At 67.8% G+C, this 21,270-nt stretch carries 18 protein-coding genes; 5 read left to right on the top strand and 13 right to left on the bottom strand.

The window, feature by feature from the left end; all coding sequences use genetic code 11:
* Positions 1-32 precede the first annotated feature (32 nt).
* The 3 genes from BM372_RS19630 (at position 33) to BM372_RS19640 (ending at position 2,434) form a co-directional block, all read left to right on the top strand.
* Entirely contained in the window at positions 33-1,067 is a 1,035-nt protein-coding gene (locus tag BM372_RS19630; RefSeq protein ID WP_371261767.1) for a putative glycoside hydrolase, read from the top strand.
* 187 nt (positions 1,068-1,254) lie between these two features.
* Positions 1,255-1,728 carry a DUF805 domain-containing protein gene (locus tag BM372_RS19635; RefSeq protein WP_090957128.1) on the top strand — a complete coding sequence of 158 codons (474 nt, stop codon included), beginning with the start codon at positions 1,255-1,257 and terminating at the stop codon, positions 1,726-1,728.
* Between the two features lie 148 nt (positions 1,729-1,876).
* Positions 1,877-2,434 (top strand): flavodoxin domain-containing protein, encoded by a 558-nt coding sequence (locus tag BM372_RS19640; protein WP_090957129.1) that lies wholly within the window; start codon positions 1,877-1,879, stop codon positions 2,432-2,434.
* 35 nt (positions 2,435-2,469) lie between these two features.
* Here the strand turns inward: BM372_RS19640 and BM372_RS19645 are convergent, their stop codons facing one another.
* From BM372_RS19645 to BM372_RS19675, 7 genes are all read right to left on the bottom strand, one after another.
* Entirely contained in the window at positions 2,470-3,171 is a 702-nt protein-coding gene (locus BM372_RS19645; RefSeq protein WP_090957130.1) for a hypothetical protein, read from the bottom strand.
* A gap of 62 nt (positions 3,172-3,233) precedes the next feature.
* Positions 3,234-3,866, bottom strand: coding sequence for a hypothetical protein (locus tag BM372_RS19650; protein ID WP_090957131.1), 633 nt, complete (start codon positions 3,864-3,866; stop codon positions 3,234-3,236).
* A gap of 185 nt (positions 3,867-4,051) precedes the next feature.
* Positions 4,052-4,519, bottom strand: a complete 468-nt coding sequence (locus tag BM372_RS19655; RefSeq protein ID WP_090957132.1) for a hypothetical protein — start codon at positions 4,517-4,519, stop codon at positions 4,052-4,054.
* 414 nt (positions 4,520-4,933) lie between these two features.
* On the bottom strand, positions 4,934-5,683 hold the full coding sequence (locus BM372_RS19660) for a hypothetical protein (protein ID WP_143111520.1): 750 nt from the start codon (positions 5,681-5,683) through the stop codon (positions 4,934-4,936).
* A gap of 283 nt (positions 5,684-5,966) precedes the next feature.
* On the bottom strand, positions 5,967-7,574 hold the full coding sequence (locus tag BM372_RS19665; protein ID WP_090957134.1) for an FAD-dependent oxidoreductase: 1,608 nt from the start codon (positions 7,572-7,574) through the stop codon (positions 5,967-5,969).
* Positions 7,571-9,844 carry a molybdopterin oxidoreductase family protein gene (locus tag BM372_RS19670; RefSeq protein WP_090957135.1) on the bottom strand — a complete coding sequence of 758 codons (2,274 nt, stop codon included), beginning with the start codon at positions 9,842-9,844 and terminating at the stop codon, positions 7,571-7,573. The genes BM372_RS19665 and BM372_RS19670 overlap by 4 nt, the downstream gene beginning before the upstream one ends.
* A 1-nt stretch (position 9,845) precedes the next feature.
* On the bottom strand, positions 9,846-11,258 hold the full coding sequence (locus tag BM372_RS19675; RefSeq protein ID WP_090957136.1) for an MFS transporter: 1,413 nt from the start codon (positions 11,256-11,258) through the stop codon (positions 9,846-9,848).
* Between the two features lie 294 nt (positions 11,259-11,552).
* Between BM372_RS19675 and BM372_RS19680 the strand changes: the two genes are divergently transcribed.
* Positions 11,553-12,965 carry an MFS transporter gene (locus BM372_RS19680; RefSeq protein WP_090957137.1) on the top strand — a complete coding sequence of 471 codons (1,413 nt, stop codon included), beginning with the start codon at positions 11,553-11,555 and terminating at the stop codon, positions 12,963-12,965.
* A gap of 128 nt (positions 12,966-13,093) precedes the next feature.
* Here BM372_RS19680 and BM372_RS19685 read toward each other — a convergent pair whose 3' ends face one another.
* The 6 genes from BM372_RS19685 to BM372_RS19710 form a co-directional block, all read right to left on the bottom strand.
* Complete coding sequence (locus tag BM372_RS19685; RefSeq protein ID WP_090957138.1) at positions 13,094-13,825, bottom strand: glutamine amidotransferase; 732 nt, start codon at positions 13,823-13,825, stop codon at positions 13,094-13,096.
* 76 nt (positions 13,826-13,901) lie between these two features.
* Complete coding sequence (locus BM372_RS19690; RefSeq protein WP_090957156.1) at positions 13,902-15,722, bottom strand: acetyl/propionyl/methylcrotonyl-CoA carboxylase subunit alpha; 1,821 nt, start codon at positions 15,720-15,722, stop codon at positions 13,902-13,904.
* Positions 15,723-15,924: 202 nt separating this feature from the next.
* Positions 15,925-16,632: a Maf family protein gene (locus BM372_RS19695; protein ID WP_090957139.1), complete on the bottom strand. Its 708-nt coding sequence runs from the start codon at positions 16,630-16,632 to the stop codon at positions 15,925-15,927.
* A 111-nt stretch (positions 16,633-16,743) separates the two neighbouring features.
* Complete coding sequence (locus BM372_RS19700; protein ID WP_090957140.1) at positions 16,744-19,311, bottom strand: MMPL family transporter; 2,568 nt, start codon at positions 19,309-19,311, stop codon at positions 16,744-16,746.
* A 1-nt stretch (position 19,312) separates the two neighbouring features.
* Positions 19,313-20,044: a TetR/AcrR family transcriptional regulator gene (locus BM372_RS19705; protein WP_371261768.1), complete on the bottom strand. Its 732-nt coding sequence runs from the start codon at positions 20,042-20,044 to the stop codon at positions 19,313-19,315.
* A 42-nt stretch (positions 20,045-20,086) separates the two neighbouring features.
* The gene (locus BM372_RS19710) at positions 20,087-20,482 is read right to left on the bottom strand and encodes a YbjQ family protein (protein ID WP_090957141.1); all 396 of its coding nucleotides are present in this window, start codon (positions 20,480-20,482) and stop codon (positions 20,087-20,089) included.
* A gap of 169 nt (positions 20,483-20,651) precedes the next feature.
* Here BM372_RS19710 and BM372_RS19715 point away from each other — a divergent pair, with 169 nt between their 5' ends.
* On the top strand, positions 20,652-21,209 hold the full coding sequence (locus BM372_RS19715) for a Clp protease N-terminal domain-containing protein (RefSeq protein WP_090957142.1): 558 nt from the start codon (positions 20,652-20,654) through the stop codon (positions 21,207-21,209).
* Positions 21,210-21,270 lie beyond the last annotated feature (61 nt).

The raw sequence follows: 21,270 nt of genomic DNA on the forward strand, positions 1-21,270 counted from the left end.
GTGTCGGAGCCTGGATCCGGTATGGCGATCCGATGACCGCCGAGCAGATCGATTTCGCCGCCGAACACTACCGGGCCGCGATTTTGCAGCCGTGGGAGCTGGACGCCGCCCGGGAGCTGAAGAGCAGGCGGCCGGACATGACGTTGTTGTGCTACAAGTGCCTGTCCTCGACCCGCGACTACGAGCCGGGGCCGATCTACTCGTCGGGGGTCTCCTTTGCAGAGGCAGAGAGAGAAGGCGCCGGGTGGTTTGCACAGCGGCTGGATGGGAGGCGGGTGGAGTGGGACCGGTATCCCGGACACTGGCAGATGAAAGTGTGGGATCCGGAGTACCTGTCCCGGTGGGTGGCCAACGTCATTGCCGAGCTCGAGGACTCGCCTTTTGACGGAGTAATGGCTGACAATGACGTGTTCGACGATTACTACGGCTTGAACCTGCCACTGCGGGGGGCCGAATCGCTGTCAGCGATCCGCGCCGGCCTGAACAGCTTAATACACGATGCGGGTCCGCGGCTCAACCGGGTGGGGAAGGTCCTGGTTCCAAACATCGCTGAGTCCCGGCGCGAGCCGGGCCGGTGGGCATCTCATGCCTCCTACGGCGGGGGCTTCGAGGAGGTTTGGTTGGGGTATAGCGCAACCAACCTCTTCGACCCGGCAACCGTTGAAGCCCAACTTCCCCAGGCCGAGGGCCCGGGCCTGACGATTCTTCGGGTTCCTACGGACGGGAACGACCGTCATCCCAATTTCAGCTACGGGTTAGCCGCATTCTGGGTATTCAACGGGGGTACCGGGGCCTACTCCGCGACTGCCCATGACGACTACAGCCGGACACAGTACTCTCCGGAACTCGACTGGGATCTGGGGCAACCACTGGGCGCAGCCAAAGGGAACGGACACGCGTGGCTGCGGGAGTTTACGGGAGGCTGGGCAGCCGTGAATTTCAATCAGGACGGGCGTCGCCGACGCCGCCTGAAGGTGCCGCCCGGCATGGTTGACGCCAATGGCGCTCCGGCGCCACATCAGCTTGTCCTGGGTCCTCACCGCGGAGTCCTCTATCGGCGTGCCTAGCTTCAGCGGTCCCAAACGGCGCCCCAAATCCGGCAGCTGCACGGCAACGGACCCGCCCGCACCCGCACCGATGAACGGGCGTGAATTCCCGCCGCTCAACGGGCATTTCCGGGCGCCGGCGGCCCTAGGATGAATCTCGTCATCCGCACTCATTAACTCGTCATCCGCACTCATTAAAGGGGACTACATGAGCTATCCGCAGCAGCCAAATGCATTTCCGCCCCAGGCCGGGGAGCCGCCGCTGTGGGCGCCGCTCTACGGGGCCACCATCAAGCAAGCCGTCCAGCGATTCTTCAAGAAGTACGCCACCTTCTCCGGCCGGGCCAGCCGCAGTGAGTACTGGTGGTGGGCGCTGGTGTCCCTCATCGTCGGCATCATCATCAACGTCATCACGAGCACCGGCACGACGACTACTGCGTCCGGATCCGCCATGACGGGACCCGGTGCCGTTATCGGGATGATCCTTGCCGTCATTTGGGGGCTTGGAACGATCGTTCCGTCCCTGGCCCTCCTGGCCCGGCGCCTGCATGACGTGAACCTGAGTGCCTGGCTGATCCTGCTGGTGCTGGTGCCGATCCTCGGCGGCCTGGCGGTGCTGGTGATGACCATCCTGCCGTCCAATCCGTCCGGCCAGCGGTTCGACCGGCCCACCGGATACTAGGAGCACTCTTACTGGGAGCACTTTTCAAAAACGAAGAATCCCTGGCCGGAAATCCGGACAGGGATTCTTCTGTTCTCGACGGTCTTGCGCATCGCCGTCGGGGCGTTAGACCCTACGACCGCAGGCCACAGCGCTCCCACACTGGATCATGGCCAACATCTACGTTCCGTACGGGACTGTCGAAGGACAGACAGCCCAGATTGCCGACTACATTGCCGAGGTGATCAAGGCGCAAGGTCATCAGGCAGAGACGGCTGATCTGAAACACGCGGGCGACACCCTCCCCGACGGCTACGACGGCGTGATCGTGGCGGCTTCGGTCCACATGGGCAAACACGAGGGGCACGTCACGGACTTCGTGAAGAAGAACCGCGGCGAGCTCGAGCGGTTGCCCTCCGCGCTGGTTTCGGTCAGCATGGCCGCCCACGGAGACGAGGAGACCGCCGAGGGCTACGTGACGAAGTTCGAGGAGAACACCGGGTGGCGGCCCGCGCACGTCGGGTTGTTCGCCGGCGCGCTGCTCTACACCCACTACGGGTTCATAAAAAAGCACCTGATGAAGAAGATCGCCAGCGACAAAGGCTCCCTGGACACGGACACCACCCGGGACTACGTCTACACCGAGTGGGACGGCGTCCGGCGCTTCACCGAGGACTACCTGAAGCGGCTGGCCAGCACGCCCAATCACGCACCCGGCCAGGCATAGACGGGCAGGGACAGGAGTGAGGCCAGGAGTGAGGTTCAGGAGCAGGCGTAGGGCGGAACCGCGTCGCCCGGCGCGAACGGGGTGAACCACCGCTCGAAGCCCAACTGGCCGGCATCGTCCGGGCTCCCGGAGCCTGCGGCGTCGTCGTCGGGGTACAGGGCGTCACTGTCAGCGTCCTCCAGTAGGACTTCCGCGACGTCGGCGCGCCAGTCCTCCGGCAGGTCCAGCTCGTAGATGTCCTCGGTGATTTCCGCCTGGTCGAGCAGGCAGCGGACGGCGAGCTCGGCGGCAAGGCAGCCCGGTGCGGTCCAGCCGCGGGCGAGCGCGGCCGTGACATCTGCCGCGACGACGATGAACTTCTGGGTGAACTTCGCGTCGTAGCTGGCGGCGAACTGCGGCGGGAGCGAAGACAGAACGGAGGTCCCGGCGATGTCGGCCGGTGTGAGGACCTCCAGGGTGCTGAGCGTTCCGAGATCTCGGAACAGCTGGTCGATGAGGATGCTGGACGAGTTCCACAGGAGCCCGGCCAGCAGGCGCGTCTGGCGCACGGCTTTCTGGCGGTCCTCCGGCGGGACGGCGGCCATCTCAATCAGGTCTTCCGGATCAAACTGGAGCCGCTGTTCGGCAGTCATGTCATCCGGGTGCGGATCGAGCCCCAGCAGTTCCAGGCTCAGTCCGGTGAGTTTCCCGGCGTCGGCTAACAGCTCTTCGGTGATGTCCTCGTCTTCGGCGCTCATGGCCCCGATGCTACCTGCCGATCAGCCGTGGTCCGATTCGCGTTACGTGGCAGACCCCGGTTCTAGGTGGCCGCCGCGCGGTGGTTCCCCGTGGCCGCGCTTCCGGTGACCATTCTGGCCGAGGCAAGGTAGCTGATTCCTGCGATCAATGGGAACAGGCTGGTTGCGATGAGCGTGGCGACCGGGCCGGACCGTGCGATGAGGGTGATCAGCAGGGGCAGCACGCCCAGGGCCACCAGCAGCCAGCCGGCCAGCGCCGTGCGTTTGAGGCCGAGCACGGCGGCCGGGAACGCCAGCGCGACGACGCTGACGGCGATGACGGGTCCGTTGTCGCCGACGAAGCTGCGCAGGGCCGCAGGGTCGAAGGCGAGCCACAGGCATGCCGCGATGAACGCAGAAGCGAGGGCGAGCAACAGGGGAGCGGTGGGCGCCGGCCAGAACCAGGCCGTGATTGCCAGGAGGAGCATCGGCACCAACCACACGAGCGTGATCAGCAGTCCGGCAGTTCCGCCCGGATCCTGCATGGCCCAGCCGGTGATGACGGTTCCCGCGAGGACCGTGAACACGGCCATGATCGCCGCCCCGGTGCGCGTCAGGACCGTGGCCCGCTGCTGCGGATCCTGTTGGCGTGTCATGGCGATCACGACGGCGACCACAACGATCGCGCCCAGCGCCAAGATGACCGAAACGTCCATGGGGTGCCTCCTGCTGACAAACGGAGCCTCAGTCCATTGCATCCCCACCCCGGCGGCGGAGGTAAGGGGAGAAGGGCCCGCTTCGAATTGGAGGGAGCTGCTTTGTCGTCCTGAACTCCGGGCTTCCCGATTTAAGGGCAAAGCGCCCCCAGTAACTCCCGGGGGCGCCCTGCGTTTGTCCGGAGTTACGGAGCCACCAGTTGGCAGACGTCGGTCACCTTGCCGTGGCCGGAAAACAAGGTATTCTCCGACCCGTCTGGATTGAGGGTCCAGCTGACAGTTCCGACCGTGAGGAACAGCCCTGCAGGATGCCCGTTTGCCTCGGGAACCAGGACGACATTTCGTCCCGTTGCGGTGATGTCCTGGCTACCGTCGGGCAGGTTCTGAATGTGGGTCGCCCCGGTGATGACATAGCTCACCGACTTCCCCGTAGGACCCGTGACCGTGACCCTCAAGTTGGGACCGGTGAGGGTCACCCGGTCGCCCGGCAGGTTGATGGTTCCCCCTTTGCCCGTGGCGTGAAGCGTGGCATCGAAGCCCGGACAGGGCGAGGTGAACGTTACGTCGACCGGAGTGGGCGCGGCGGCAACAGCCGGGCCGGCGCCAGCGACGAGTCCTGCTGTGATGGCGATGGATGCGAGCCAGCGTTTCATGAAAGATCCTCCTTTAAAGCTTTGCGAGTGTCCCCCCAGAGTTACGGGACAAGTCCCTGACTTTCGCGCCCTCGGAGACTACACCGCCCTCACAGCTCGAACGCGAGTGTTCATCACTCGCCTCTGGAGTGTTGACCACTGGCATCGGGGGAGTCCACTACTTGCTTGGTCCGAGGTGGTCCGGCGGCCTCGAACATGCCGGTGGGATTGCGCTCAGCGAAAACCACGGCCATATGCACTGCGTCTGAACAATCTCCGGGCTTCCCGAGTTGTGTAGGGTCCACTAGAACTCTGCACATGAAGGGACATGTGGAGCGGGCCGCGCGCTGTTCTCCGCGGCCCGTCGTTTCGCCTGGGCGCCCCCGGGACGGGCGCCGGTGCCGGCCCGGGGACGCCTGGACTAACCGAATAACATCAGCCGTGGGCGAGGATCGTGTTGACCAGCTGGGTCAGTTCGGCTGACGCCTGCTGCGTGACTGCTGGCCCTGCTTTTACTGCAGTCGCGGCAAGGTTGCCTTTGATGCCGGTAACAGTCAGTGCTGTTTGGGCCTGGCCCGTGGCAAGGCGCTGCTTCGTGAGGGCAGCAAAGGACACGTCCCCGTCAGTTGCGGAGTCCACGGGCGTCGTTTCCGTGGTGATTTTCTGGCCGCCCGCTTCCAGGGTGAAAGTCTTGCACTGCGCGGCAGCGGCCTGGGATGTGTTCAGCTGTTTGGTCATCGTTTGGGCGTCCTTGAGGGCGATGACGGTTACCACCGTTGTCGTTTTGTCAGTTGCCGAGATACTGGTGCCGGCCGCGTAGGTGCTGCCGTCCGGGATCTGGGCGTTGCTGTCGGCGAGGGCCTTGCAGGCCGCCGGGGTGAAGACGGCGGTCTTGAGCAATTGCTTGGCTTTGATGATGCCTTGGTCGATCTGTGCCGCTGGGACCACTGTAAGCGGTTTGCCGTGAGCATCTTTCAGCGTAGAAAGCAGGCCGGTCAGGTCCGCGTTACTGAAGCTCTTCGCGGGAGTAGGTGTGGCTGTCGGAGCTGCCGCCGGCGCTATGGCTGGCGTGGCGGTGCCAGTGGCGGTACCGGTGCTGGCACCAGGGCTGGTGCCTGCCCCGCAGCCCGTAAGGGCAAGCAAGGCGACCAGGATGACGGCTGGTGGTGTGATTCGTCGCTGCATGAGGTGTCCCCCGTTCTCGGTTCACCGGTCCGCCTCCCGGTCTTGGGCGGCGCGCTTGGGCGGCGCGCTCCGGCACCGACTAGCCGAGTGTCCCGGTAAGGACCCGGCCGGTGCGGCCTGTAGCTACTCGCCGGAAAGCGGTGTGAGGGGTAATTTTCTGTGGCCGACCCGTAGATGAAAAGGCCGGAGCAACGCGCCCCCTCGCGCACCGCTGGCTGGCGATGGGGCTCAGGCTACTGCACCGAGTCGGCGACACAACAGAGAGTAGACTACCTGTTTTCCATCAGGCAACCGCCCCCTGAAAGTGCGCCTCGATGATGCCCTTGATGTCCTCGTGGCACCCGCCGCAGCCGGTGCCGGCGCGGGTGGCCGCAGAAACTTCGGGCACCGTCGCGCAGCCCTCGGTGACCGCGGCGGCAACGGCCGTACCGCTGACGCCCGCGCACCGGCAGACGGTCCGCGAGGCGTCGGCGGCACCGTGGGAAGCGGGCTGGTCCGGTCCGTCCAGGCGCAGCAGCAGCGACCTGTCGGCGGGAAGTTCGGCGCCGCGTTCGAACAGTTGCACTAGCTCGGCCGCCGTGCGCGGCATGCCCACGGCTACGAGGCCCTCGAGCACGCCGGCGCGGGTGGTCATCTTGACGTAGCGGCCGTGCTCGGGATCGGCCCACTGTGCGACCTGCAGCCGTGCCCGCCCGTTCACGGCACCGGCTGAAAGGACTTCCTCGTCCCATGGATCCGCGGAAACGTCACCGGCCACGGCCAGGTTCGTGCCGCGGGCCTTGAGGACAATGACGCCCGGCTTCTCCATGGGCAGCTCAGGCAGGGACGCAGCCGCCCCCACCGCACCGCCTCCCGGTGCACTGTCGTTGGAGTCGCCGGGGCAGATAGCCGTTCCTTCGGCAAGGAGGGTCAGGTACTCGGCCAGCCACTCCGCCTGGCGCCAGCCCGGGCCGACCAGCCCGGACGGTCCGCGGGCCGTGCGGCATTCACCGCAGGCGGGATCGGGGCAGCGGACTTCCGCGCAGTCACCGATGGCGAAAATGTGCGGCTCGTGGTGCGCCCGGAGCTTGTGGTCCACCAGGATGCCGGTGGCGGTGGACAGCCCGCAGCCCTCGGCGAGTTCGGTCCGCGGACGGACACCGCAGGACAGGACCAGCAGGTCCCCGTCGATCGCGGAACCGTCCTCGAGCAGCAGGGCGGAGAAACCGCCGTCGGGCGCGTTGTGCTCGACACCGGTGGAGCGGGCGTTGCCGGCCACCCGCACGCCGCAGTTCCGCAGCGAAGCGGCGAGCACCCCACCGCCGCTGCGGTCGATGTTGCGTCCGAGCGGGTGGCGTCCGTTGTGGACTACGGTCACCCTGGCCCCCTCCTCGGCGGCAGCGAGGGCCGTCTCCAGACCGAGCACGCCGCCGCCCAGGACCACCACGCGCTTGCCGCCGGCGACGGCCTCGCGCAGTACCGCCGCATCGTGGAGGTCGCGCAGGGCGGTCACTCCGGCGGGCAGCACGGGGTGGGCCGGGTCCGGGTTCAGGCCGGTCAGGTTGGGGATCACCGGGCGGGAACCGGTGGCGAACACCAGCCGGTCGTAGTGCGGTGTGGTTCCGTCGGTGAGAACCACCCGCTGGCGGGCCCGGTCCACCCGGCGGACGCGGACGCCGAGCCGGACATCGACGCCGTCGGCGACCAGGGCGGCGGCGTCGGAGAGTGCCAGCGCCCCGGCGGTGGTGCGCCCCACGCCGAGGTCGGCCACCAGCACGCGGTTGTACGCGGCGTCGGACTCTTCGCCGATCACCGTCAGGTGGGCAAGTCCGCTGCGCACTGCGGGCAGCAGCTCATCAATGAGCCGCGCGGCCACCGGGCCAAAGCCAACAATTACTACCTGCTCACTCATGAGGCCTCCGATGTCTGAAGAACGCTGCTCTGTTGTGCGTTGGTGGCCACCCGGACCCACACCTTGTTGAACTTAAACTCGGGCATCCCCGAGATGGGATCCGTGGCGGCCTCTGTCAGGCGGTTGGCGCTCTCCAGTTCCGGGAAGTGGAACGGCAGGAACACCGTCTCGGGCCGGATGTCCGTGCTGAGCTCGGCCCGGCAGAGCACTTCGCCGCGCTCGTTGGCGACCGACACGAACGCGCCGTCGGTGACGCCCATGGACGCGGCAGCGGCGGGGTGGATCTGCATTTTGGCCTCCGGCTGGGAGGCGAACAGTTCCGACACACGGCGCGTCTGCGCCCCGGACTGGTAATGCTCCAGCAGGCGGCCGGTAATGAGCGTCATGGTTTTGGCGCCCGGGCCCGGAATGTCCCGGGCTGATATGTCCCGGCTGCTATCCCGGTCGGGGGTTGCTGCCGGGGGACGACGGCGGCGGGGCGCCACCGGGGTCATGACCGCTTTGCCGTCGGCGTGGGCAAACGCGTCGAGGAAGAGGCGCGGTGTGCCGGTGCCGCCGGCGGGGAAAGGCCAGTAGGCGGCTTCGCCGCGGTCCAGGATGGCGTAGTCGATGCCCGAGTAATCGGCCAGGCCGCCGGCGGAGGCCAGGCGCAGTTCCTCGAAGACAGTCTCGGGGTCCTCGCTGTAGGTGGACGGAGCCTCGAGAAGTTCCGCCAGCCGGGCCATGATCCACAGTTCGCTGCGGGCACCCGCCGGCGGCTGCAGCGCGCGGCGGCGGCGGAGGACCCGGCCCTCCAGGTTGGTGAGGGTGCCTTCCTCCTCCGCCCACTGGAGTACCGGCAGGATGAGGTCCGCCTCGGCTGCGGTCTCGGAGACGAAGAAGTCGCAGACCACCAGGAAATCCAGGCTGCGGAGCCCGGCAATGACCGCGTTTGCATCGGGGGAGGCAACCGCGATGTTCGAGGCGTGCACGAAGAGGCACCGGACGCCGTCGGGCTGTCCGAGGGACTTCAGGAGCTGGACCGCGGGCAGGCCCGGCCCGGGAATGAGGGATTCGGGTACGTCCCAGACCTTCGCCATGTGGGCGCGGGCGGCGGGGTCGGTGATTTTGCGGTAGCCAGGGAGCTGGTCGGCCTTCTGGCCGTGCTCGCGGCCGCCCTGGCCGTTGCCCTGGCCGGTCAGGGTGCCGTAGCCGCTGCGGCTCGAGCCCGGCAGGCCAAGCAGCAGGCTCAGGTTGATCGCGGCGGTGGCGGTGTCCGTGCCGTCGATGTGCTGTTCCACGCCGCGCCCGGTGAGGATGTAGGCGCCGCCCTTGGTGGCGCCGTCGGCCAGCCGGCGGGCCGTCTCGCGGATCAGGTCCGCGGGCACCCCGGTCAGGGACTGGACGCGTTCGGGCCAGAAAGCATTGACGCTGCGGGCCAGGGCTTCGAAGCCGCTGGTGCGCGTGCTGATGAAGCCGGTGTCCGCCAGGCCTTCGTGGATCACCACGTGGGACAGGCCCAGGAGGAGGGTGAGGTCGGTGCCCGGCAGGGGCTGCAGGTGCAGGCCGCCGCCGTCGGACGTAAAGGCGGCTGTAGCGGACCGGCGCGGATCCACCACAATCAGCCCGCCGGCGTCGCGCGCGCCCTGCAGGTGCTGCACGAAGGGCGGCATGGTCTCGGCGACGTTGGATCCGAGCATCAGAATGGTGCTGGCGCCGTCGAGGTCCTCCAGCGGAAACGGCAATCCGCGGTCAACGCCGAAGGCCCGCATGCCGGCTGCGGCCGCGGAGGACATGCAGAACCGGCCGTTGTAGTCGATCCGCGAGGTGCCCAGGGCCAGGCGGGCGAACTTGCCCAGTTGGTAGGCCTTCTCGTTGGTGAGCCCGCCGCCGCCGAACACGCCGACCGCGTCCGCACCGTAGCGGTCGCGGGTTTCTTTGACGGCTGCGGTGATGAGCCTCAGGGCCTCGTCCCAGCTGACCGGGCGGTGGACGCCGTCGGCGTCCTTCAGCATGGGCTCGGTGACGCGTCCGGGGTGGCTTAGCAGCGAGGCGGACGTCCAGCCCTTGCGGCACAGCCCGCCGCGGTTGGTGGGGAAGTCCCGCCCGGACACTTCCAGGAGGGGGCCAGCGGGTGCAGGCGCTGCTGCAGCGGCTGCGGGTGGAGCGGGTGGAGCCGGCACGGGGTCTGACCCCGGCTGGACAGCCGGGGTCAGAGCCGCTGGAGACTTCAGCGTCATGGCGCACTGCAGGGCGCAGTAGGGGCAGTGCGTGTCGGCGCTTTTGGTCATGTTAGACGTGTCCCATCGCGTTTCGGGTGGCGTTGCGGATGTAGCAGAACCAGCAGACCACCAGCATCAGGATGTAGGCCCCGACGAATCCGTAGAACGCCGAGGTGTAGGAGCCGCTGGCGGTGTTGGAGGCGTTGAGCACCTGGGGGATGACGAATCCGCCGTAGGCGCCGATGGCCGAGATCAGGCCGAGGGCCGAGGACGCGAGCCGCTGCGTGGCTACGGTGCTGGCGCCGGAGCGGGCGGCTCGGCTGGAGGTGGCGAAGATGACCGGGATCATGCGGTAGGTGGCGCCGTTTCCGAAGCCGCTGGCCGTGAACAGGAGCAGGAACAGGAACAGGAACAGCCAGAAGTTCTTCAGCGGCAGCGTCCAGATCATGGTCAGGGTGATGACGGTCATGGCCGCGAAGGCAGTGACGGTCATCCGGGCCCCGCCCATCCGGTCCGCCAGGCGTCCGCCGTAGGGCCGGGCCAGGGAGCCGACCAGCGGGCCGAGGAAGGCCAGGGACAGGGCCACGGCGCCGACGGAGATGGAGGAGAACGCCGGGAAGTAGTCCTTGATGAGCTTGGGGAACACGCCGGCGAAGCCGATGAAGGAGCCGAAGGTGCCGATGTACAGCAACGCCATGACCCACAGGTGCGGTTCCTTCAGCGCGGCGAGCGAGCCCGCGACGTCGCCCTTGGCGCTGGTGAGGTTGTTCATGTACTTCCAGGCACCGAAGGCCGCCAGGAGAATCAGCGGAACCCACATGAAGCCGGCGACGGGCAGGTTCACGGTGCCGGCCGCCAGAAGGGTGATGGCGATCGGGACGGCCAGCTGTGCGATGGCGGCGCCGAGGTTGCCGCCGGCCGCGTTCAGGCCCAGCGCCCAGCCCTTTTCCCGGGCCGGGTAGAAGAAGGTGATGTTCGCCATCGAGCTGGCGAAATTACCGCCGCCGAAGCCGGCCAGCGCCGCCACGAACAGCATGACACCGAACGGGGTTTCCGGGTTGGCCACGCACAGGCCCAGGCCGATCGTGGGCAGCAGCAGGAGCAGGGCCGACACGATGGTCCAGTTGCGGCCGCCGAAGCGCGGCACCATGAACGTGTAGGGGATCCGCAGCGTCGCGCCGACGAGGCTCGGCATGGAGATCAGCCAGAAGATCTCGTTCGTGGAGAACTTGAAACCCGCGGACGGCAGCTGGACCACCACGATCGACCAAAGCTGCCAGACCACGAAACCGAGGAACTCGGCGAAGATGGACCAGTTCAGGTTGCGCCGGGCGATGGAGCGGCCGGCCGCCTCCCACTGCTCCTTGTTTTCCGCATCCCAGTTCGCGATCCAGCGGCCGGGGCGGTGGTCGAGGGTAAGGGTGCCGGGACGGGCGGCGTCGGCGTCTGCGGTGCCGAGTTCGGCGGTGCGTTCAGCAGTCACGGGGGAGACCTCCTTGGGGGGTGTTGTCCTTCCAAGGTAGGGACGCCGCGTTTCAGGGACTGTCGCCGTTTATTAACGGGAAGTGACTTTTGCCTATCGGGGCTTGTGTGACTGTGTGAGGATCGGTGGGGCGCCCATCACGCGAGACGACGACCCGCCGTCCAAATAGTGGAACATTTGTCCAATGACTGGACGGTAGGAACTATTATCGGACATATACGAATCCTTAGCCGGCGGCCCCGGGCATCGGGCTGTGGGGACATTTCCGTCCGGTCTTCATGAAAGCGCTACTACATGTCATCCACCGCAACCTCCGCGGAACATGGGTCCGCCAGGCAGGTCAACTCGCGCGGCCGCGTGATTGTCGCCAGCCTCATCGGCACCACCGTCGAGTTCTATGACTTCTACGTGTACGCCACCGCAGCCGTACTGGTTTTCCCGAAGCTGTTCTTCCCGGGGCAGAACGAGACCACCCAGCTCCTGAGCTCCTTCGCCGTGTTCGGCGTCGCATTCATTGCCCGCCCGCTCGGCTCGATCGTCTTCGGTCACTTCGGCGACAGGTTCGGACGCAAGGGCACGCTCGTGGCCTCGCTGCTGACGATGGGTGTTGCCACCTTCCTGATCGGCTGCCTCCCGACGGCGACCGTCCCGGGCTGGTCCTTCTGGGCACCGGCCCTGCTGGTGGTCCTGCGTTTCGCCCAGGGCCTGGCCCTCGGCGGCGAATGGAGCGGCGCGGCCCTGCTGGCGACCGAGAACGCCCCGGCCTCCAAGCGCGCCATCTACGGCACTTTCCCGCAGCTGGGTGCGCCGATCGGCTTCATCATCGCCAACGTGATCTTCCTGGTCTTCAGCTACACCCTGACCCCGGCGGCCTTCGAGGCCTGGGGCTGGCGCGTGCCGTTCCTGGCCAGCGCCGTGATGGTGATCATCGGCCTCTGGGTGCGCCTCAAGCTGATCGAAACCCCTGCCTTCACCAAGGTCATCGAGTCCAACGAGGTTGCCAAGCTGCCGCTGGCACGGGTCTTCAAGACCAGCTGGCGCCCGCTGATCCTGGGCACGTTCATCATGCTCGCCACCTACGTGCTCTTCTACCTGATGACCACCTTCACGCTGACCTACGGCACCCGGCCGGCCAGCCTGGAGGCGGCGAAGGCTGCCGCCGAAAAGGCCGGCAAACCGATGACCGAGGCCGCCGCCGCAGCGTTCGTCCCGGGCCTGGGCTACACCCGGAACGACTTCCTCTGGATGCTGATCGCCGGCGTCGTGTTCTTCGGCATCTTCACCCTGGTCTCAGGCCCGCTGGCCGAGAAGTACGGCCGACGCAAGATGCTGATCGCCGTGACGGCCGGCATCTTCGCCTTCGGCCTGCTGTTCGTTCCGTTGTTCAGCGCCGGCTTCGTGGGCGCCATGGCCCTGCTGATCATCGGCTTCTCCCTCATGGGCCTGACCTTCGGCCCCATGGGTGCGCTCCTGCCGGAACTGTTCCCCGGCAACGTCCGCTACACCGGCTCCGCGATCAGCTACAACTTCTCCAGCATCCTGGGCGCGGCCGTGGCTCCGTTCATCGCCGTCGCGCTCTGGGAACTGGCCGACGGCAGCACCGTGCTGGTGGGTGTCTACCTCGCGTCCATGGCCGTGCTGACGCTCATCGCCCTGTTCCTGAGCAAGGAAACCCGCGACCTGGACTACGCGAACAACGTGGCCTAACGCTCCATCCCGGTTACTGACGGAAATGCCCGGGGTGTTCGCTGAACACGCCGGGCATTTGCGTGTCCGCCGGAAAGTAACTGGGCAGGAGCGCGGGGCGCAGCAGCGCGGGACGGTGGACGACGCCCTCAGCTCGCGTAGCGCTCCACGAAGTTCCGGAGGATCTTCATGGGTTCGGTGGCAGTGAAGCGCCGGGCGTCCTCCATCAGCATTTCGGCCGATTCTGGCGGGAAATAGCCGGCATGGCGGTAAATGTCGATCCTGGTGACCAGCCCCTCGGCGTCGAGCTCGGGGTGGAACTGGGTGGCGTACAGGTTGGTCTTGATCCGGAACATGTGCACGGGGCAGGCGGCGGAGCTGGCCAGGAGCACCGCGTGGGAGGGCAGAAGCGTGCAGGCTTCTTTGTGGCCGGTGAAGGCCGTGAAGCTTTCCGGCAGCCCGCGCAGGAGGGGATCGGCCAGCCCGTCTGCTGTCAGCTTGATGGTCACGCCACCGAGTCCTTCACTATAGGTCCGGTCGATCACCGCACCCTGGTGCCGGCCCAGCGTGCCGACCCCGTAGCAGGCACCAAGGAAGGGGAAGTCCTCGGCGACGATCCGGTCCAGCAGCGTGGCGAGCTCGTGCTCGACGCGGTGTTGGACGTCGGTCTTGTGCCCGGGAGGGTCGCTGGACGTGAAGGGGCTGCCGCCCACGATCACTCCGGAGTAGCGGGAGAGGTCCAGCTGGGGCAGCGGCGCGGCTTCCAGCCGGATGCGCCGCAGCTGCGCGGGTTCGAGCCCGCCGTAGCGCAGATAGGCCCGGTACTCGTCGTCAGCGGCGCCGTCCTCCGCGCGGGAGGCCAGCAGCAGGAATGGCTTCACAGACCAAGTCTGCACGGGCAGGACACAGGCGCGCCAGAGGTGCGCCCGCGTCCTGCCCCGGGGGTGGCCCTCAGAACTACTCGGGCGCACCGTCTTCGATCATGGCGATCACGGCGCCGGCGGACACCGTCTCGCCGGCCGCGGCGGCGAGGCCGGTCACGACCCCGGCGCGGTGCGCGGTGAGCGGCTGCTCCATCTTCATCGCTTCGAGAACGACGACGAGATCGCCTTCGGCGACCGTGTCACCTTCAGCAACGGCCACCTTGACGATGGTGCCCTGCATGGGGGAGGTCAGCGCGTTGCCGCTCGCGGCCGCGGTGGCTGCGCCGCCGCGGGAGCGCTTCTTGACTTTGGCCGGCTTGGCTCCGCCCGTGTTGGTGACGGAGCCCAGTGAAGCCGGCAGGACAACCTCAAGGCGCTTGCCGCCGACCTCGACGACGACGCGCTGGCGGTCGCCGTCGTCGGCCGCCTCAGCCTCGGTGCCGGTCGGGGTCCAGGCGGGAATGTCATTGACGAAGGCCGTCTCGATCCAGCGGGTGTGGACCTTGAAGGGACCCTCGGCCGGTGCGAAGTCAGGGTTGGAGACCACGGCGAGGTCGAACGGGATCACGGTGGGGATGCCTTCGACCACCATTTCCTCCAGTGCCCGCCGGGAGCGCTGCAGGGCCTGGGCGCGGTCGGCGCCGGTGACCACCAGCTTGGAGAGCATGGAGTCGAAGTTGCCGCTGATGACGTCGCCCTGCTCCACGCCGGAGTCGATGCGGACGCCGGGGCCGGTGGGGTTCTTCAGCGCGGTGACGGTGCCGGGGGCGGGCATGAAGTTCCGGCCCGGGTCCTCTCCGGTGATGCGGAATTCGATCGAGTGGCCGCGGACTTCAGGGTCGCCGTAGCCGAGCTCTTCGCCGCACGCCAGCCGGAACTGTTCCCGCACGAGGTCGATGCCGGTGACTTCCTCGGAGACGCAGTGCTCCACCTGCAGTCGGGTGTTGACCTCGAGGAAGGAGATGGTGCCGTCTTGGCCGACGAGGAATTCGCACGTGCCGGCGCCGAGGTAGCCTGCCTCCTTGAGGATAGCCTTGGACGATTCGTAGAGGCGCTTGTTCTGCTCCTCCGTGAGGAACGGGGCGGGGGCCTCCTCGACGAGCTTCTGGTTGCGGCGCTGGAGCGAGCAGTCGCGGGTGGAGACGACGACGACGTTGCCGTAGGCGTCGGCGAGGCACTGTGTCTCGACGTGCCGCGGGGCGTCCAGGAAGCGCTCGATGAAGCATTCGCCGCGGCCGAAGGCGGCCGTGGCCTCGCGCACGGCGGATTCGAAAAGCTCCGGGATTTCCTCGCGGGTGTGCGCGACCTTGATGCCGCGGCCGCCGCCGCCGAAGGCGGCCTTGATGGCGACGGGCAGGCCAAACTTGTCCACGAAGTCGAGGATTTCCTCGGCGGACGCCACCGGGTCGGCGGTTCCGGGAACCTGCGGGGCGCCCACCCTCTCGGCGATGTGGCGGGCCTGGACCTTGTCGCCCAGGGCGGAGATCGCATCGGGGGAGGGCCCGATCCACGTGATGCCGGCGTCGATCACCTTCGCGGCAAACTCGGCGTTCTCGGCCAAGAAGCCGTAGCCGGGGTGGATGGCATCGGCGCCCGACTGGCGGGCGGCGTCGATGATCTTGTCCATCACGAGGTAGGACTCCGCGGCGGTGTTGCCGCCCAGCGCGTAGGCCTCGTCAGCGAGCCGGGCGTGCAGAGCGTCGCGGTCCGGGTCCGCGTAGACGGCCACCGAGGCGATGCCTTCATCGCGGGCGGCGCGGATGATCCGCACCGCGATTTCTCCACGGTTCGCGATCAGCACCTTGCTGAGCCGGCGGGTGACTCCGGCTGCTTGTGACTGCGTTGATCCCGGCACGGTGGTGGCGGACTGCTCCGAATTTGCTGACAAGGCGTCTCCTTCTTTCCTTCAGGGAGCCTAGCGCGGTTTTGAGGGTTCCGCCGATATTACTTGCGGAATCCGCGCGTAAACGGTCCTTCCTTTGTAGGGTTGCCACAAAAGGCAGCCGAATTGGTCCGGTCGGTGCTCACCCCGCGCTCACCTCACCCTCACCCCGCGCTCACTCGGCGCGGACGTCCGACGGGTCCACCGCCCCGCCGGTCCAGAGTTCGGTGATCCCCACGTTGGCCTGGCTGAGCAGGGCACGGAGCGTGGAAATGGAAAGCCCGACGACGGTGTGGGGGTCGCCGTCGACCTTGCGAATGAACGCCCCGCCGTAGCCGTCGATGGTGAAGGAGCCGGCGCACTGGAGCGGCTCGCCGGTGGCGATGTAGGTCTCGATCTCCTCGGCGCTCATCTCCATGAAGTGCACCTCGGCGGAGGACACCGAGCCCAGCGTGGCCCCGGAGCCGCGTGTGGCGCCGTTGCCGGAGCCGCCGTCGGCGTCGCCTTCCCCGGAGTCCGCGTCCGTGTCGCGGCAGTCGACGAGCCAGTGGCCCGTGTGCAGGACGCCCATGCTGCCGCTCATCCGAAGCATGCGCTCCCGGGCGACGTCGGCCGTGTAGGGCTTGCCGTGGGCTTCGCCGTCGAACTCGAACACCGAGTCGCAGCCGATCACAATGGCGCCGTCGGCCTCGGGCAGCGAGGCGACAGCCTCGGCTTTCGCCCGGGCCAGCAGCAGGGCCGTGTCATGCGGGTCGGTCACGCCGTAGCGGGCCTGGACGGCGTCCTCGTCCACATCAGAGACGAGGACCTCGTGCCGGATCCCGGCATGGCTGAGCAGCTTGGTGCGGGCGGGGGACTGGGAGGCAAGAATCAGGCGGGTCACGGCTCCAGCCTAGTTCACCCCACCAAAGCAACGCGGGGTCACCTACGGCCCAATCGGAGGGCATCATTGGGCGCCAAGTGACCCCGCGTTGCTTTGATGTTCGGCGGCCTCCTAGCGCGCGGCGACCTCTTCCGGCGCGGCGTCCGGCTCCGCGTCCGGCTCGGCTTCGGGCGCGGCCGCCGCGGCGTGGGCCGGCTGGCGGAGCTTGGCGCCCTCGACGTCGACGTCCGGCAGGATCCGGTTGAGCCAGCGGGGCAGCCACCATGCCTTCCCGCCGAGCAGGTACATCACGGCCGGGACGATTGTCATGCGGACCACGAACGCGTCCACCAGCACGCCGAAGGCCATCGCGAAGCCCAGCGGCCGGACCATGTTCAGGTGCGAGAAAATGAAGCCGGCGAACACGCTGACCATGATGATGGCGGCAGCGGTGACCACGGACGCGGCATGGCTGAACCCGGTGCGGACCGCATGCTTGGCCGATTCGCCGTGCATGAACGATTCGCGCATTCCCGAGGTGATGAACACCTGGTAGTCCATGGCCAGGCCGAACAGCACGCCGATCAGGATAATCGGCAGGAAGCTCAGCACTGCGCCCGGGTTTTCGACGCCGAACACCGTGCCCAGCCAGCCCCACTGGTAGACCGCGACGACGGCGCCGAAGGCGGCCGCGAGCGAGAGCAGGAAGCCGCCCGTGGCCAGCAGCGGCACCACGATCGAGCGGAACACCAGCAGCAGCAGGATCAGTGAGAGTCCGACGACGATCGCCAGGTACGGGGGCAGAGCATCACCGAGCTTCGTGGAGACGTCGACGTTGCCTGCAGTCTGACCCGTAAGGCCGATGCTGACGCCGGTGGAGTCCTTGATCTGGCTCTTTTCGGCGCGCAGGTCCGAGACCACCTTGACCGTGCTGGCGCTGGCGGGACCCTCCCGGGGAATGACCTGGAACACCGCGGTGCGGCGGTCCTCGCTCAGGGCCACCGGAACGGCGGCGGTGACGTTGGCCGTGCCGCGGAGTATATCGGCGACGTCGAGCTGCTTGGCCGCGGCTTCGGCAACGCTTAGGCCGGCGGGGAAATCGCCCACCACCACGATGGGGCCCGTCACGCCTTCGCCGAAGCTGCGGCCGGTGACGTCGTAGGCCTTGAACGCCTGCGACTCGACGGGCTCGGACCCGCCGTCGGGCAGCGCGAGCCGCAGCTGGCTGGCCGGCAGCGCCACGATGCCCAGCAGCAGGACACCGGCCAGCAGTGCCAGGACCGGGTGCCGGGTGACCAGGCCGCCCCAGCCGCGGGTGCTGCGGCGTTCGTCGCGGGCGCGGTCCTCGGCCTCGTGGCCTGGGGCGGCGTTGTGCTGCGCGGCCTTGGCCCAGGCGCGGCGGGAAATGAGTTTAGGGCCGATGAGGGACAACACGGCCGGCGTGAGGGTCAGGGCAACGACGACGGCGACTGCCACCGTCGCGGCGGCGGACAGGCCCATGACGGCCAGGAAGGGCAGCCCCGGGATGACGAGGGCGGCGAGGGCGATGATGACGGTCAGGCCCGCGAACAGCACGGCGTTGCCGGAGGTGCCGGTGGCGAGGGCCACGGATTCCTCGCCGTCCATGCCGGCCAGGAGCTGGCCGCGGTGCCGGTTGACGATGAAGAGCGAGTAGTCGATGCCGACGGCGAGGCCCAGCATGAGGGCGAGCATCGGGGAGATGGAACTCATGTCCACGGCGCCGCTGAGGGCAAAAGTGCCGCCGACGCCCACCGCCACGCCCACCAGCGCCATGAGCAGCGGGAGCCCGGCGGCGATCAAGGTTCCCAGCATGATGATCAGGACCAGAGCCGCGATGGCAATGCCGAGGATCTCGGAAATGCCAAACAGCTCCGAGACGTCTTCAGTGATTTCCTTGCTGGCGAGCGCGGTCACGCCCGCGGACGAGACCTCGTGGGCGATGTCCTGGACCTGCTGGCGCACGGCGGGGGCCAGCCCGTTGATGGAGGTCTTGAACTGTATTTGGGCGATCGCCGCCGTGCCGTCCTCGGAAACGAACCGCATGCCCTGCGAAGCCTCAAGCTGACGCTTGGCCAGGGCGAGCTTGGCCGTACCGGCCTCGAGTTCTTTGGTCCCGGCGTCGAGCTTTGCCTGACCGGCGGCCAGGGCAGCCTTCTGCTGGCCGAGTTGGGCGTCGATGACCTCCGGGGACATGCCGGCTGCGGCCATCTGCTGTTCGGCGGCCGCCAGTTGGGCCTTGCCCGAGGCCAGCTGCGCGGCCGACGCATCCAGCTGCGCCTTCCCATCGGATGCCTGCTGCTCCCCGGCGGCAAGGTCCGTGGCGGCCTTGTCCAGCTGGGCCTGGGTGGCGAACGGATCCACGGTGCCTTGAACGTCCGAGAGGGTCTTCAGCTTGGCCAGGGCCGCCGAGACCGCTTCCTTCCCGGCCGGGGTGAACTGGCCGTCCTGCGCCTGGAACACGATGCCGGCCGACCCGCCGGAGGACTTGGGCAGTTCCCGCTTCAGCTTGTCCGCCATCTGCTGGGTTTCCGTGCCGGGGATCTGGAAGTTGTTGGACATGGTGCCGTGGAAGGCTGCCGCCGCGCCGCCGACGGCCACCAGGACGGCGAGCCAGAGGGAAACGACGAGCCAGCGGTGACGGTAGGAGAACTTGCCGAGACGGTAGAGCAATAGGGCCATGTCAGTGCCGATCTGGGGAAGGGGTGGCGGGGGAGTGGGATGCGAAGCCGGAACCGAGCAGACCCATGGAGTCGATCAGGAGTTGGCGGAGGGCGGCCAGGGAGGCCGGGCCGAGGTCGCCGCCGCGGCGGGCGAACCACACGTCCAGGGCCGCCTTGCCGCAGGAGATGATGGAGCCGGCGAGGGCGCGCAGATACAGTTCGTCGATGTCGCCGCCGGCGGTCAGCGCAAAGCGTTCGCGGGCGGCGTTGATGATCTGTGCGGTGCAGTGGTCCCAGGCCTCGAGTTCGGAGCGGTTGAGCTGGGGATTGGTCTGGCCCAGGCTGTAGAGCTCGGCCACCGGTGCCACGGTCATGGGATCGGCCAGTTCCACCAGGGCCGCGCGGGCCGATTCCAGGATGGGTTCGCCGGCCGGCCGCAGCCGGAACTGCTGGAGCGCCGTGTCCAGGAAACCGAACGTCACCGAAGCCAGTGCGGCCTCCGTGCTGCCGAAGTAGTTGAAGAACGTGCGGCGGGAGATCCCGGCGGCGTCGGCGATGTCCTCCACCGTGAAGTTTCCGGGACCCCTGGTCCGGAGCAACTCCATGGCGGCGTCGGTGATGGCCTGCCGGGTGGCCGCCTTGTTCAGTTCGCGGCGCGAGGGGACGGGGTCGCCGGACGGCTGGCGGGGTTCGCCGGAAGGTTGGCCGGATGCTGCGGGCGGGGCATCGGCGGGAGAAGGGGTTGACGGCACGGGATTACACTACGTGCATGTTTGCACTCTGAGCAAGGATGTTCAGGAGGCGGGCGCCGGCGCCGTCCCTCCGGAGGTCAGGTGGCTCGACTGGCCTGTGGCCCCGGGCTGGTCCCGGGCCAGCGGGATGGCAAAGACGGCGGTGCCGTAGGCGCAGATTTCCGTCCAGTTCGGCCCGATCGCGGATGTATCGAAGCGCATGGCGATGATGGCGTTGGCCCCGCGGTGTTCGGCCTCTGCCACCATCCGGGCCATGACATCCTGGCGGCTCTCGTACAGGGCCCGCGTCATTTCCACCACCTCGCCGCCGGCCAACGACCGGAAGCCGGCCACGACCTGGGCGGTGATGTCCCGGGAGCGGACGGTCAGGCCCATGACTTCGCCGAACACGGCGTCGATCCGGTGGCCCGGGATGTCGTTCGAGGTAACGATCAGCATGCCCCAGAGCCTATCCACTATTAACAGCAGGATTCACAGGAACATGAAAGCTGGGAAACAGCTATCTCTGCTTGGGCAGGTGCAGACTGGAGTTGCTCATGGAGCAGACTTCCCGGGAAGACCAGCAGCTACAGCGCCGTCACTGTGCGGCAGATCCAGGAGACAGCACATGTCACGCACAACCAGAATCGCGCTCAGCCTTGGCGCCGCAGCCGTGGCACTCGGCGCCGGGCTCGGTGTCGCCGGGATCGCATCGGCCACCTCAACGCCCAGCCCCGCGCCGACTCCCACTTCCACCGCGCCGGGGGACAACTCCGCCGGCGGCCACGGCCTGCGCGGCGGCCGTCACGGCCACGGCGGTGCGGCGTTCGGCGCCAGCGCCTCGGAACTCGCCGCCAAGCTGGGCGTCGACCAGGCGAAGCTCACCGACGCCCTTAAGGCCTTCCGCGACGCCAACAAGCCGGCCGCCCCGCCGGCCGAGGGGCAGCAGCGGCCGGACCGGGCCGCGAGGGAGAAGGCCTTGGCCGCTTCCCTGGCGAAATCGCTCGGCATCGATGAAGCCAAGGTCACGGCCGCCCTTGAGGAACTGCGCACCGCGGAGCAGGCCAAGCACGCCGCAGCGCTGAAGCCCCGGTTGGACCAGGCCGTGAAGGACGGAACCCTGACCCAGGCCGAAGCCGATGCCGTCACCAAGGCGGCCGAAAAGGGTGTGATCGGCGGACGCTGACGGGCCGCCCTGCCCCCCTGGAACCAAGCAATATGGAACCAAGCAACATGGAAACAAGCAA

The organism is Arthrobacter sp. ov118 (assembly GCF_900116495.1).
Taxonomy (GTDB): Bacteria; Actinomycetota; Actinomycetes; order Actinomycetales; family Micrococcaceae; genus Arthrobacter.

Coding starts and splice junctions, on each gene's coding strand:
- BM372_RS19710 (WP_090957141.1), bottom strand. CDS start 20,482: ATGCTGATCGTTACCTCGAACGACATCCCGGGCCACCGGATCGACGCC.
- BM372_RS19660 (WP_143111520.1), bottom strand. CDS start 5,683: ATGCAGCGACGAATCACACCACCAGCCGTCATCCTGGTCGCCTTGCTT.
- BM372_RS19680 (WP_090957137.1), top strand. CDS start 11,553: ATGTCATCCACCGCAACCTCCGCGGAACATGGGTCCGCCAGGCAGGTC.
- BM372_RS19670 (WP_090957135.1), bottom strand. CDS start 9,844: ATGACCAAAAGCGCCGACACGCACTGCCCCTACTGCGCCCTGCAGTGC.
- BM372_RS19655 (WP_090957132.1), bottom strand. CDS start 4,519: ATGAAACGCTGGCTCGCATCCATCGCCATCACAGCAGGACTCGTCGCT.
- BM372_RS19645 (WP_090957130.1), bottom strand. CDS start 3,171: ATGAGCGCCGAAGACGAGGACATCACCGAAGAGCTGTTAGCCGACGCC.
- BM372_RS19635 (WP_090957128.1), top strand. CDS start 1,255: ATGAGCTATCCGCAGCAGCCAAATGCATTTCCGCCCCAGGCCGGGGAG.
- BM372_RS19665 (WP_090957134.1), bottom strand. CDS start 7,574: ATGAGTGAGCAGGTAGTAATTGTTGGCTTTGGCCCGGTGGCCGCGCGG.
- BM372_RS19640 (WP_090957129.1), top strand. CDS start 1,877: ATGGCCAACATCTACGTTCCGTACGGGACTGTCGAAGGACAGACAGCC.
- BM372_RS19650 (WP_090957131.1), bottom strand. CDS start 3,866: ATGGACGTTTCGGTCATCTTGGCGCTGGGCGCGATCGTTGTGGTCGCC.
- BM372_RS19700 (WP_090957140.1), bottom strand. CDS start 19,311: ATGGCCCTATTGCTCTACCGTCTCGGCAAGTTCTCCTACCGTCACCGC.
- BM372_RS19715 (WP_090957142.1), top strand. CDS start 20,652: ATGTCACGCACAACCAGAATCGCGCTCAGCCTTGGCGCCGCAGCCGTG.
- BM372_RS19630 (WP_371261767.1), top strand. CDS start 33: ATGACCGCCGAGCAGATCGATTTCGCCGCCGAACACTACCGGGCCGCG.